The sequence below is a fragment of the Clostridium bornimense genome (genome assembly GCF_000577895.1).
Taxonomy (GTDB): Bacteria; Bacillota; Clostridia; order Clostridiales; family Clostridiaceae; genus Clostridium_AN; species Clostridium_AN bornimense.
Map to the genome: position 1 here is coordinate 1,467,489 of NZ_HG917868.1, position 13,251 is coordinate 1,480,739.

Here is a 13,251-nt window from a genome sequence, read left to right on the forward strand (position 1 = left end):
ATTATTTTATATGTTATTGAACCATATATTTAAGATTTCCATTTTCAGCATCAATCTTAATTATTGAATTATTTTGTAGCTCACCTCTTATAATCATTTTTGATAAAGTTGTTTCTATTGTATTTACAATATATCTCTTAAGTGGTCTAGCACCATAATGAGGATCATATGCTTCATTGGCAATAAGATTTAGAGCATCATCAGTAACTTCAAGCTTTATATCTTTTTCTGCTAGTCTTGACTTAACATTTCTTAAGAATATATTTATTATTTTTCCTATTTGACTATTGTTTAATGGTTTAAACATTATTATATCATCTATTCTATTTAAAAATTCAGGTTTAAACCTTGATTTTAAAGAATCCATTACTAAATTCTTTACTTTATCATTAATTTCATCACCTTCATTTTCTAGTAAATAACTAGAACCAATATTAGAAGTCATTATAATTATAGTATTTTTAAAGTCAATAGTTTTTCCTTTATTATCTGTAAGTCTACCATCATCTAGTATTTGTAAAAATATATTAAATACATCTTCATGAGCTTTTTCTATCTCATCAAACAATATTACAGAGTATGGATGTCTTCTAACTGCTTCGGTTAATTGACCACCTTCTTCATATCCAACATATCCTGGAGGAGCTCCAACTAATCTAGATACAGCATATTTCTCCATATATTCAGACATATCAATTCTAATCATATTATCTACTGAATCAAATAACTGCTCACTCAATGTCTTTGCTAATTCAGTTTTACCTACACCAGTTGGTCCTAAGAAAATAAAAGATCCTATTGGTCTATTTTCTTCTTTCAGACCTGCTCTTGCTCTTATAACAGCATTAGAAACAGCAACTACAGCTTCATCTTGTCCAATTACCCTTTTTTTAATCTCTTCTTCTAAATGCAATAATTTTTCTTTTTCTCCTTCTACCAACTTAGATATAGGAATTCCAGTCCACATAGAAACAATATCACAAATTTCTTCTTCTCCTACAACTTCTTTAAGAAGTGAATCTTCTTTTTTCTCCTTAATTAGCTCTTCTTTTTCTTTAATAAGCTTTTCTAGTCGAGGCAATTCACCATATTTTAATTGTGCAGCAGTATTTAAATCATATTCTCTCTCGCATCTTTCTATTTCTGCCTTAACATTATTTAATTCCTCTTTTAACTTTTTAAACTCAATTATATCTTCCTTTTCCTTAGAATATTTAATAGATAATTCACTATCACGTTCTGATAAGTTATACAATTCTTTTTCAACTTCTTCTAATCTTTCTTTAGACTTTATGTCATCCTCATTTCCTAAAGCTTCTTTTTCTATTTGTAATTGCATAATTTTTCTCTTTAAATCATCAAGTTCTGTAGGCATAGAATCTATTTCACTTCTAATTTTTGCACAAGCTTCATCTATTAAATCAATAGCTTTATCTGGTAAATATCTATCTTGTATATACCTACTAGATAATTTTACAGCAGCTACTAGTGCATTATCTTTAATAGTTATACCATGGTGAATCTCAAACTTTTCTTTTAAGCCTCTTAAAATTGATATAGCGTCATCAACAGTAGGTTCTTCTACGGTAACTGGTTGAAATCTACGTTCTAATGCTTTATCCTTTTCCATATATTTTCTATACTCATCAAATGTAGTTGCCCCTATACAATGCAACTCCCCTCTTGCAAGCATAGGTTTAATTAAGTTTCCTGCGTCCATAGCTCCATCAGTTTTTCCAGCACCAACTATAGTATGAATTTCATCAATAAATAATATGATTCGTCCTTCACTACTTTCTACTTCCTTCAAAACTGCTTTTAATCTTTCTTCAAATTCACCTCTATATTTTGCTCCAGCTATTAATGCACCCATATCTAAGGAAAATATGATTTTATCCTTTAAACCTTCTGGAACATCTCCTTTTAAAATTCTATTTGCTAACCCTTCAATTATTGCAGTCTTACCTACTCCAGGTTCTCCAATTAAAACAGGATTATTTTTAGTTCTACGAGATAAAATTCTAATAACTCTTCTTATTTCTTCATCTCTTCCTATAACAGGATCTATTTTATTTTTTTTAGCATCTTCTATTAAATTTCTACCATACTTTGATAGTGCATCATATGTTCCTTCTGGATCATTACTATCTACTCTTTGATTGCCTCTTACCTCTGTTAGAACTTTCAATATTTTTTCTTCATTAATATCAAATTTTGATAATAAATTTCTAACCTTTCTATCTACCTTTATTAATGCTAAAAATACATGTTCTGCACTAATGTAAGAGTCTTTAAACTTTTCTCTTATATCTTCACTTTTATTAAATACTTTTTCAAAATCTCTAGAAGGATATAAATTTCCAACGCCTGTTCCATTTACTTTTGGTAGCGTCTCTAATTCACTATTCACTTCATTAACTACACTATTTACGTTTATTTTTAATTTTTCAATTAGAAGTGGAATTAGCCCATTTTCTTGTAGCAATAAAGCGGCTAATAAATGTATTGGCTCAAGCTGAGAATTGTTCAATCTTACAGCTAGACTATGTGATTCATTAATTGCTTCTTGTACCTTCAAAGTAAGTTTTTCTACATTCATTTTACCATCTCCTTTAATTATATTATAACTCTAAATATACTTAAATTTTACATAAAAATATAAGGTCACAAAAATTTTATAATTTTCATGACCTTATATTATTCCCTAAATTCATTATACTATATTATATTTATTTTTTGTTTTAAGCGCTGCATCAAAACACTTTGATCCTTCTTTAAAATCACCTATTTTATAATATAATTCACCCATTTCCATATATCTAGTAACGATACCCTCTTTATTATTAAGTCGCTTAATAAAATCTAAAGATATATTAAAATATATTTCAGCTTTTTGAAGATTTCCTAAAATAATATATATTTTAGCTTTTAAATAGTATATCATTTCAATTTCGTCTTCATCATTAGATAAAATAGATTCATTTAATACCTTATCAGCGTACTCCAATGCATCTTTATACTGTGCGTCTAAATATAATACTTCTGTTTTAAGAATGATGCTTTCTATACTTACTGTATTAACTTCACTAGCAATAATATCTAATATTTCTAAAGCATTTTTATATCTTTTTAAGTCTCTTAAGTTATACGCAATATCTAAAAGACATCTTTCTTTATCAATTAAATCATTTGTATTTATATATGAAATAATTTGATTATATTTTTCTACTTCACCAACAACTTTATAATATAAGCCTAAAATACTATATGTTTTTAATGATAACTCTTCATCAGCACTCTTGCTTCTTATAGATAGTAACTCATTAACAATATCATCATCTAAAGTATTATTTTCTCTTATATTACATTCTAATATCTTGCATAATAAATCCATCTCTTTTTTAGGATCATCTTTTTCATCTCTTAATGATTTTAAAGCATGTGAATAATAATTATAAGCTTGCATATATTCTTTTACTGCTAATATATAGTCTCCTACATCTTCATAATATATGTATTTATCTTTTTTATATTTAACAGATAAATCATAATATTCTTTTATCAAAGATCTACATTGATTAAATTTTTTATCTTCAACATATCCAGAAAATAATTCATGCATAACTAGATAAGCTATGTCACTTAGTCCAAATTCCATACAAGCTTTTAAAATTTCTTTTCTTCCCTTAACTATTTCATCTTTATCGTTTCTCTTACTTATCTCATCTAAATGTTCCAAAATTTGTTTATCAACATCTTTATTTAGATAATCATAATCCATATCTAACTTTTCTGCAATAAACTCCATAATCCATGGTTCTGGTTTTATTTTATCATTTTCAATACAGCTCAACTTAGATACAGATATTTTGTCTCCGCATATATCTTTTAATGTATATCCACCGTAGATTCTTGCTCTTTTTATTTTTTGTCCAATAGAAATAATCTCCATAAAATACTCCTATTCATAATTTATAGTATTCAGCATTCCAACTTTTTTAAAGCTTTCAATACCTTTAGTTAAATATTTTTTAGATTCTTCATTTTCACCTATACTAATGTAAAAATTACTTATTATTATATGTAGTTGCGCTGCTTCATATGTCATTCCTCTATTTTCTGCATAACCCACTGCAAGTAATAGATATGTTTCTGCCTCTTTTTCATTGCCTCTTAGCATTGACAATCTATATTTTATCATATTAATCTCAACCATTTGAGAATCAGTAATATACTGACTATATTCCTCAATTTCTTGAAGGACTTTTGAGCATTGGTCGACATCCTTTATATATATGTAATTAGTACAAATATTTAATAAAGTTTCTATAACCTTTTCTTTTTCATTTTTAGCTCTCAATTCTTTTGCCTTTTCATATCTAATAAATGATTCCTTAAGGTTATCATAAGAATAGAAAATCTTACCTAAATCATTTTCAATTTTTGAAACTAAAATTTCATTTTCAACCTTATTGAATTCTTCCAAAGATCTTTTAGAATATTTTATTGCAACATCTATCTTATCTTTCTTCATATATTCTTTTGAAAGAGTCATTAAAGTTTCTGCATATTCTCTTTTATTATCAAGTTGTTTAAACTTTTCAACAGCTAAGTTTGCATAATTTAATGCCTTTTCGCTGTCATCTACTTTAAAATATATTTTTGTTAAATAGTAGTATATTTTACCTTTAAGTAAATCATTTCCTACTTCATTATCTATAAAAATCTTTTCTGCTTGTTGAAAATAAGTTAAAGAAGAATTATATGATTTTAGAGTATACGTAATTGCTCCCAAATTCAAAAACGTATTAATAACATCTTCATAATTACATTCTTTTACAAAAATTTCATTAGCCATTAAAAAGAATTTTTGCGCTTCTCCTAAATCACCTTTTTCAAGATATATCTTCCCTTTTAGGTAGAAACTTTTTCCTTTTCTATAATCCAATTTGTATTTATCAGAATAGTGTAATGATTCTTCAATATACTTTTCTGCTTCATCCCATTCTTCTTTTATGCTATGTGCTTCAGCTAAATTTTCATAATAGTAGCATATTTTCTCAGCTTGACTTTCTTCACTTTCCATTAGATATTCAATACTTGTCCCCAATGACGCCACTAAATATTCTAATAAATCTATACTAGGATTTGACTTTCCCGATTCAACAAGACTTATTTGCCCTGGTGTAATTCTTTCTCCAGCTAAATCCTTAAGAGTCAACGATTTTTCTTTTCTAAGTCTTTTTATCTTTTCTCCTAAAGACATTATCTCCATAAATAACCTCTTCCTTTTCCCCATTTTATTACATTACTCTTCTTTTCTTTTTTAATTATAACATATTTTACACAATTATTCAAAAAAATTATAAAAAAATTCAAGTTTTCTTATATTTTTTGTATTTATAATAAATATATCCTTTTCTGTTTTTTCTATAAAAATGCATCATAATTTATATTATGATGCATCTTATAACTATATTCTATTATCAATTATTGAATAATATAAATCTTCAGCTTTACACGCTACATTTTTTCCCATTTTATTAATTCTTCTTTTTGTTTTTCTGTCTAAATTAGGAACAACAGTAGCCATTGCCATGGCTCCCAATATCATACCTACACCTAAAGTTGTAACTCCTCTCATTTTCATGTTAACTCCTCCTTTTAATAATATATATTTATTGTTTACATATTATTTTTTTATATTCTTATATATAAAAAGGAGTCACTATAAAAGTTAATTTTTAGGTTCATATTTATATCTTGCTAATTGATTTTCAAAATTTCCTTTTACTATATCAATATATTTTCTTCTTAATTTTTGTTGTTCTAATTTTTCTTCTTCATTAAGTCCTTCTTCTTTACTTTTCTTATATAAAAAATTTATTCTTTCTATCATCTTATCCATATCCATTATAAAATTCACTCCTATATAAATTATAATTCAAATTGTATTATAACCTAATACTAGTGTATTATCAATTTATATAGAAAAATAGGCTCTCGCCAACAAATTAGTATTTGTATTACGACAGCCTATTTTTTATAAATAATTTAAATTATTATATATTAAATAATAATTCAGAGTAAGTTGGTAATGGCCATACTTCAGAATCTACTATAGTTTCAAGAGTGTCTACATCTTCTCTTAATTCATTCATCTTAGCAAATACATCATTTCTATATGATGACGCCATTTCATATGAATCTTCAATTACTTCTGCTTTCTTAACTGCTTTTTCTAATGCAGAAACTTTTTCTTTTATAGATGCAGCTAAATTAGAAACTGAAACTAGTAAATCAGCTTGTACAGAAGTATTTACTTCTATTCCAGTAGCTTTAATTTCATTAATAGAAGCTGCTAAATTAGTAGCATAATCAACAGCTACAGGTAATATTTGTCTTCTAACCATTTCTATAGATGTTAATGCTTCAATATTTATAGTTTTAGAGTAATTTTCAAGAGTAATTTCATAACGTGATTGAGATTCTTCTCTAGTTAATACACCATGTTTCTCTAAAACAGCCATATTCTTTTCTTTTATCATTTCTTTAGTTGCTTCAACAGTGCTAGTAAGGTTTGGTAATCCTCTTCTTGCTGCTTCATCAACCCATTCATCAGAATAACCATTGCCATTAAAGATAATTCTCTTATGATCTTTAACTGTTTCTTTAATAATAGCTATCATTTCAGCTTGTACATCTGTAGCTTTTTCAAGTCTATCAGCAAATCCTTCTAAGATTTCTGCAACAGCTGTATTTAATACAAAGTTTGGTCCTGAAATTGACGCAGCAGATGGAGTCATTCTAAATTCAAATTTGTTTCCTGTAAATGCAAATGGTGATGTTCTATTTCTATCAGTAGCATCCTTAGGAAGTAATGGTAAAGTAGAAACTCCTATTTCTAAACTACTTACTTCTTCAGCTTTTGCAACTTTTCCTTCTTCTATTTCTCTTAATATTGAGTCTAATTGTTCACCAAGGAAAATAGAGATTATTGCTGGTGGTGCTTCATTTGCTCCTAAACGGTGATCATTTCCTGCACTTGCAGCTGATAATCTTAATAATCCAGCATATTCATCAACTGCTGCAATTACAGCGGATAAGAATAGTAAAAATTGAGTATTACTTTCTGGAGACTTACCTGGTTCTAATAAATTTTCACCATCATCTGTAGCCATTGACCAGTTATTGTGTTTTCCAGATCCATTTACTCCAGCAAATGGCTTTTCATGTAATAAACATACTAATCCATGTCTTAGTGCAACCTTCTTCATTATTTCCATTGTTAATTGGTTATGATCTGTTGCAATATTAGTTGTTGAAAATATTGGTGCTAATTCATGTTGTGCAGGTGCAACTTCATTATGCTTAGTTTTAGCAGCAATTCCAAGTTTCCAAAGTTCCTCATCTAATTCCTTCATATAACTTGAAACTCTTTCTTTAATTGTTCCAAAATAATGATCTTCTAATTCTTGTCCTTTAGATGCCATAGCTCCAAATAAAGTTCTTCCAGTCAAAATAAGATCTTTTCTTTTTTCATATAAATTCTTATCTATTAAGAAATATTCTTGTTCTGGTCCAACAGTTGTTATAACTCTCTTTGCTGTAGTGTTTCCAATTGCTTTTAATACACGCATAGCTTGTACAGATAATGCTTCCATAGAACGTAATAATGGAGTCTTTTTATCAAGAGCTTCTCCATTATATGAACAGAATGCTGTTGGTATGCATAAAGCACCGTCCTTTACAAAAGCTGGTGATGTGCAATCCCAAGCTGTATATCCTCTTGCTTCAAAAGTAGCTCTTAATCCTCCAGATGGGAATGAGGAAGCATCTGGCTCACCTTTTATTAATTCTTTTCCAGAAAACTCAAGAATTACTTTTCCATCATCTGTTGGATTTATAAATGAGTCATGCTTTTCAGCTGTTATGCCTGTCATTGGTTGGAACCAATGTGTATAATGTGTAGCTCCTTTTTCAAGTGCCCAATCCTTCATTGCTGAAGCAACAACATCAGCAATTTCAGGTGATAATGTTTTTCCTTCTTCTATAGTCTTCTTTAAAGCCTTATAAGTTGCCTTAGGAAGACGTTCTTTCATTACAGAATCATTAAATACATAAGATCCAAAAATTTCATTTAATTCACTCATACTAATCTCTCCTTATAACAAAAAGGCGTCCTCAAATAACGATAAATCTATATCCTAAATCTATCTGTTAATTGAAAACGCCATTGCTTTCATCGATTTTATCTTATGTATATATTTTAGCAAATAATGAGTCATTTGTAAAATACTTTTTTATATTTATTTTAAATTTATATATTTTAAAAAACAAAATTCATCATAAAAATGAAGTGAAATAAGCTGCCTGCCATTACGAATAGATGGAATATCTCATGGAATCCTAATGCTTTGAAACAATTAGGTTTCTCTAAACCATAAATTACTCCTCCTATAGTATACATTACCCCTCCTAAAAAAAGTAATAGTATTCCTTGAAATTTAACAACTTGCCATAATGGATATATAAACACTAAACACATCCATCCCATAAATATATAAATTCCTGTTGATAGTCCCCTTGGACATTCTATCCAAAATATTTTTAAAAATACTCCTGAGACTGCCATAATCCATACTATAGCCAGGCATACATATCCTAATACTCCATTTAATGTTATAAGACAAACTGGAGTATATGTGCCAGCAATAAGAACAAAAATCATAGAATGATCCAACTTCTTTAATACATTTATAACTTTCTCCTTAGCATTAACTGAATGATAGATAGATGATGCACTATACAATAATATTAGGCTGCTTCCAAAAATTACGGCACTAACTATCTTAGATGTACTATTGTTATCACTATATTGACTATTAATAATAAGAATTAACATACCTATAACTGATAATATTGCACCTATTAAGTGAGTAATTCCATTTATAGGTTCTCTAAATTTAGAATACATACCTTCCCCTCCTATACTACTTCATGTAGTTTTCATTTCTACGTCTTAATATATATACATAATAACATATGCATTCAATTTCTACAATATGAATTGTTATTTATTTTTTTTTATTTTATAATATATATAAATAACATACAGGTAGGTGCTTATATTTATGAACGAAAATGCAATATTTGAATTTCCAGAATCAATTTTTATTACAGACATCCCCATTGATGAAATACCTAGTATTGATTTATATATGGATCAAGTTATATCACTTTTTGAGACAAATTTATCCTCATCTAAGAGAAATATAGAAGATGCAATTCTTACAAAAACTATGATAAATAATTATTCAAAAAGTAAGCTTCTTATGAGCTCTAATAAAAAGAAATACTCTAAAAATCATATTATATTGATGATTCTTATATATAATTTGAAACAAATTTTATCTATTACAGATATAAAAAAACTTCTTAATCCTTTGGTAACAGATTATGAGAATAACACAGAAATTTTTGATATTCAAAAAATATATACAGACTTTCTTTTTATGAAAAATAAATATATACTTTCTAATGAAGTTGATTTTAATAGCATGACAGAAGAGATTAAAAGTTTATATGAAGACCATACTGAACAAAGTTTTTTAGAAAAGCTACTCTATATTCTTCTTACCTCTTCTCTCTCTATCAGATATAAACGAATTTCTGAATTCTTAATAGATTCTATTTAATAAATAAAATAAACTGCTTTGTAATATTTTTTTCTTTTACAAAACAGTTTATTTATTTTAATATAAAATTTTATCATTTCTTTAATATGTCATAGAAAATATATATTTGTCAGCCTGTTAATTCTTCAGTATATATTTTATTCAATGCTAATGATGGATTTGTTTCTAATCTTAATGCTAATCTAGGGTTTGTTTGTAAGTTTAATGCAAGTCTAGGGTTTATTCCTTCGATATATCCTATATTTAAGTAATCATTAGGTCCATAATAATTTAACTCACCATTTTTATATGCATTTAATAAACTATCTCCCATTTCACACCCCTTATTGTAATTTCCTATTTTTAATATATTCTACAGAAATCTATAAGTTACAAAATACAAAAATAAATAAGATAGAAAATATCTCTATCCTCTATCTTATAAACTTAATTTTATATTAGAATGTCTCCATATATTGTTGATACCATAACAGCTTTTATTGTATGCATTCTATTTTCAGCTTCTTGAAAAACAACAGAAGCTTCACTTTCAAATACTTCATCAGTTACTTCCATATCTTTAATTCCAAATTTATTATAAATTTCTTTTGATACTTCTGTATTCAGATCATGAAACGCTGGAAGACAATGCATGAACTTAACGTCTTTATTACCAGTTTTCTTTAAAATATCCATAGTGACTTTATATTTTTCTAATGATTTTATTCTGTGTTCCCATACTGATTTATCTTCTCCCATTGATACCCATACATCTGTATATATATAATCTGAATCTTTAACATCTTCAATATCATCCGAAATTATAATCTTACCTCCGGACACCTCAGCATTAGTATTACACATCTCTACAAAAGATTTATCAGGAACTAAATCTTTAGGTGATATAACCTTAAAAGTCATTCCAATTTTAGATGCACCTATCATAAGTGCCCTTGCCATATTATTACGTCCATCACCTAAATATGATAATGTTATCTCCTCTAATTTTTTGTTGGAAGTTTCTACTATTGTTAAGAAATCAGCTAAAATTTGTGTAGGATGATCTTCGTCTGTAAGTCCATTCCATACTGGCAATTTTGAATATAAAGCCAACTCCTCCACTGACTTTTGTGAATATCCTCTAAATTCAATTCCATCATACATTCCAGCCAATACTCTAGCTGTATCTTTTATTGACTCTTTTTTTCCAACCTGTGATCCTGTAGAACCTAAATATGTTGTATGTGCTCCCTGATCATATGCCGCTACTTCAAAAGAGCATCTTGTTCTTGTAGAATCTTTTTCAAAAATTAGTGCAATATTTTTCCCTCTTAAATATTGATTTTCACAACCTAATTTTTTATCATTCTTCAACTTTTTAGCTACTTCAAGTAAATATATAATTTCTTCTTTTGAATAATCATTCAGCGTTAATAAACTCTTTCCTTTTAAATTCATATATAGCCCCCCTTTATTAAGATATATATCGCTACTCTGAATATTTATGCATAAATAAATAATATTTATACATAATATATCATATCTTTCCTTTTATGTCAAATAAGATATTGTTTTGAAATAAACTTTATTGAATATATTAAAATTAGGATATAATTATGTAGGCAAATTAATTTTCATGGAAGAGTTCATCATAATAATTGTTATGAAAAATTGATTCAAATACGATGAATAAATGATAAATCTTTAAGACATTATAAAAGAAAGACTGTAGCATACTGTTATTTATTATGCTACAGTCTAATTGTTATTCCACTGTTACTGACTTGGCAAGATTTCTTGGCATATCTACGTTAAGTCCCTTATGCTTTGCTATATAATATGATAATAATTGAAGTGGTACAACAGTTAGTATAGGTGTAAATAAATCTATTGTTTCCGAAATTACTATATTAGTAAATTCCTTATGCTCAGTAGATGAAACACAGTAAATTTCCGCACCTCTAGTCATAACTTCTCTTAAATTAGAATGTGTTTTTTCTTCAATTCTCATTGATCCACATACTGCAATTATTTTTGTACCTTTTTCAACTAGAGCAATCGGTCCATGCTTTAACTCTCCAGCTGCATATCCTGTACAATTAATATAAGTTATTTCCTTTACCTTTAAGGCTCCTTCTAAAGCCACTGGATAATCATAATCTCTTCCCAAGAAAATTAATGATTGTTCATCTTTTAATTCTTCTGCTAAAGCAGCAATTCTATCTTCAGAATCAAGAATTGTTTCTATTGATTTAGGTAATTGATATAATTTACTTATATACTCTTTTGATTCTTCTTCAGTTAAAATTCCTTTAGTGTATGCCATCTCTATAGCAACTAAATATAATAAAGTTAATTGTGCAACATATGCTTTTGTTGATGCAACAGAAATTTCGGCTCCTGCTCTAGTATAAAATACTTTATCACACTCTCTAGATACAGATGATCCAATAACATTAGTTATTCCAATAACTGCAGCTGCTTTGCCCTTCCACTTTCTTACAGCTTCAAGAGTATCTGCAGTTTCTCCAGATTGACTTATTACAATTACTAAAGTATTTGAGTCTACTATTGGATTTCTATATCTAAATTCAGAAGCTACATCTGTTTCAACTGGAATACGTGCTAACGTCTCTATTGCCATTTTACCACTTAAACCAGCATGATAAGCAGTTCCGCATCCTACTAAATAAATTCTATTTATATTACTTAACATCTCTTTGTCAAAAGTAATTTTTCTAAAGAATCCAGTGTTTTGATCAATAACAGAATCTAAAGTATTTTTAGTAACTTCTGGTTGCTCATGAATTTCTTTTAGCATATAATGCTCATAATTTCCTTTACTAACATTTTCTTTTTTCCAATCCACTTTATAAATAGCTTTTTCTATTACATTGTTATTTCTATCTACAATCTTTATTCCTTCATCTGTAATTATTACAAATTCATTGTCATCTAATAAATATACATCAGTAGTATAGTCTAAAATAGCTGGGATATCTGAAGCTATAAAGTTTTCATTTTCTCCTATTCCAACTATTAATGGACTTTGCTTTCTAACACCTACTAATTTGTTATTATCTTTAGAAGATACAACTCCTAAAGCATAACTACCTTTTAACATATCTGTAGCCTTCATCACAGCAGTTTCAATATTATCTTCATAAAGATAATCTATAAGTTTTGGTATAACTTCTGTATCAGTATCAGAATAAAACTCATATCCTTTTTCAGCTAAAAAAGCTTTTAACTCTTTATAGTTTTCTATAATACCATTATGCACTACAGCTATAGTTTTATCAGCGTTATAATGAGGATGTGAGTTTATATCACTAGGTTTTCCATGAGTAGCCCATCTTGTATGAGCAATACCAACACATCCACTAACTGGCGTGCTCTCTAAAGCTGACTCCAAATTTTCAAGTTTTCCTTCTTTTTTTACAATAGATATACAATTTTCATTTACTACTGCTACACCAGCTGAATCATATCCTCTGTATTGAAGATTTGATAATCCGTTAACTAAAACATCTGTAACTGGTCTCTTTCCTAAATATCCAACAATTCCACACAT

At 27.8% G+C, this 13,251-nt stretch carries 11 protein-coding genes; 1 reads left to right on the plus strand and 10 read right to left on the minus strand.

Going from position 1 to position 13,251, the window contains the following annotated elements; genetic code table 11:
• Positions 1-13 precede the first annotated feature (13 nt).
• The 7 genes from clpB to trhA all read right to left on the minus strand — a co-directional run bounded on the left by clpB (position 14) and on the right by trhA (position 8,977).
• A complete protein-coding gene (clpB, locus tag CM240_RS06490) occupies positions 14-2,599 on the minus strand; it encodes an ATP-dependent chaperone ClpB (protein WP_044037556.1) in 2,586 nt (861 codons plus the stop codon).
• A 114-nt stretch (positions 2,600-2,713) separates the two neighbouring features.
• Positions 2,714-3,952: a helix-turn-helix domain-containing protein gene (locus tag CM240_RS06495; protein WP_044037558.1), complete on the minus strand. Its 1,239-nt coding sequence runs from the start codon at positions 3,950-3,952 to the stop codon at positions 2,714-2,716.
• A 9-nt stretch (positions 3,953-3,961) separates the two neighbouring features.
• Positions 3,962-5,275, minus strand: coding sequence for a helix-turn-helix transcriptional regulator (locus tag CM240_RS06500; protein ID WP_044037560.1), 1,314 nt, complete (start codon positions 5,273-5,275; stop codon positions 3,962-3,964).
• Positions 5,276-5,473: 198 nt separating this feature from the next.
• Positions 5,474-5,650 (minus strand): YtxH domain-containing protein, encoded by a 177-nt coding sequence (locus CM240_RS17460; protein ID WP_156930518.1) that lies wholly within the window; start codon positions 5,648-5,650, stop codon positions 5,474-5,476.
• Positions 5,651-5,737: 87 nt separating this feature from the next.
• Complete coding sequence (locus CM240_RS17215) at positions 5,738-5,914, minus strand: DUF896 domain-containing protein (RefSeq protein WP_084485385.1); 177 nt, start codon at positions 5,912-5,914, stop codon at positions 5,738-5,740.
• Between the two features lie 148 nt (positions 5,915-6,062).
• Complete coding sequence (locus tag CM240_RS06505) at positions 6,063-8,153, minus strand: glutamine synthetase III family protein (protein ID WP_044037562.1); 2,091 nt, start codon at positions 8,151-8,153, stop codon at positions 6,063-6,065.
• 176 nt (positions 8,154-8,329) lie between these two features.
• Positions 8,330-8,977, minus strand: coding sequence for a PAQR family membrane homeostasis protein TrhA (gene trhA / locus CM240_RS06510; RefSeq protein WP_044037564.1), 648 nt, complete (start codon positions 8,975-8,977; stop codon positions 8,330-8,332).
• Between the two features lie 157 nt (positions 8,978-9,134).
• On the opposite strand from trhA, the gene CM240_RS06515 reads away from it, so the two are divergent.
• On the plus strand, positions 9,135-9,698 hold the full coding sequence (locus tag CM240_RS06515; protein ID WP_044037566.1) for a DUF1836 domain-containing protein: 564 nt from the start codon (positions 9,135-9,137) through the stop codon (positions 9,696-9,698).
• A gap of 109 nt (positions 9,699-9,807) precedes the next feature.
• Here the strand turns inward: CM240_RS06515 and CM240_RS06520 are convergent, their stop codons facing one another.
• From CM240_RS06520 to glmS, 3 genes are all read right to left on the minus strand, one after another.
• Positions 9,808-10,011, minus strand: a complete 204-nt coding sequence (locus CM240_RS06520) for a hypothetical protein (RefSeq protein WP_044037567.1) — start codon at positions 10,009-10,011, stop codon at positions 9,808-9,810.
• A gap of 119 nt (positions 10,012-10,130) precedes the next feature.
• Positions 10,131-11,135 (minus strand): ornithine carbamoyltransferase, encoded by a 1,005-nt coding sequence (gene argF / locus CM240_RS06525; RefSeq protein WP_044037569.1) that lies wholly within the window; start codon positions 11,133-11,135, stop codon positions 10,131-10,133.
• A gap of 307 nt (positions 11,136-11,442) precedes the next feature.
• Entirely contained in the window at positions 11,443-13,251 is a 1,809-nt protein-coding gene (gene glmS / locus CM240_RS06530) for a glutamine--fructose-6-phosphate transaminase (isomerizing) (RefSeq protein WP_044037571.1), read from the minus strand.

Bases quoted from the DNA above. Each gene is read 5' to 3' on its own strand.
- clpB (WP_044037556.1), bottom strand. From the start codon at position 2,599: ATGAATGTAGAAAAACTTACTTTGAAGGTACAAGAAGCAATTAATGAA.
- CM240_RS06495 (WP_044037558.1), bottom strand. From the start codon at position 3,952: ATGGAGATTATTTCTATTGGACAAAAAATAAAAAGAGCAAGAATCTAC.
- CM240_RS06500 (WP_044037560.1), bottom strand. From the start codon at position 5,275: ATGGAGATAATGTCTTTAGGAGAAAAGATAAAAAGACTTAGAAAAGAA.
- CM240_RS17460 (WP_156930518.1), bottom strand. From the start codon at position 5,650: ATGAAAATGAGAGGAGTTACAACTTTAGGTGTAGGTATGATATTGGGA.
- CM240_RS17215 (WP_084485385.1), bottom strand. From the start codon at position 5,914: ATGGATATGGATAAGATGATAGAAAGAATAAATTTTTTATATAAGAAA.
- CM240_RS06505 (WP_044037562.1), bottom strand. From the start codon at position 8,153: ATGAGTGAATTAAATGAAATTTTTGGATCTTATGTATTTAATGATTCT.
- trhA (WP_044037564.1), bottom strand. From the start codon at position 8,977: ATGTATTCTAAATTTAGAGAACCTATAAATGGAATTACTCACTTAATA.
- CM240_RS06515 (WP_044037566.1), top strand. From the start codon at position 9,135: ATGAACGAAAATGCAATATTTGAATTTCCAGAATCAATTTTTATTACA.
- CM240_RS06520 (WP_044037567.1), bottom strand. From the start codon at position 10,011: ATGGGAGATAGTTTATTAAATGCATATAAAAATGGTGAGTTAAATTAT.
- argF (WP_044037569.1), bottom strand. From the start codon at position 11,135: ATGAATTTAAAAGGAAAGAGTTTATTAACGCTGAATGATTATTCAAAA.
- glmS (WP_044037571.1), bottom strand. From the start codon at position 13,251: ATGTGTGGAATTGTTGGATATTTAGGAAAGAGACCAGTTACAGATGTT.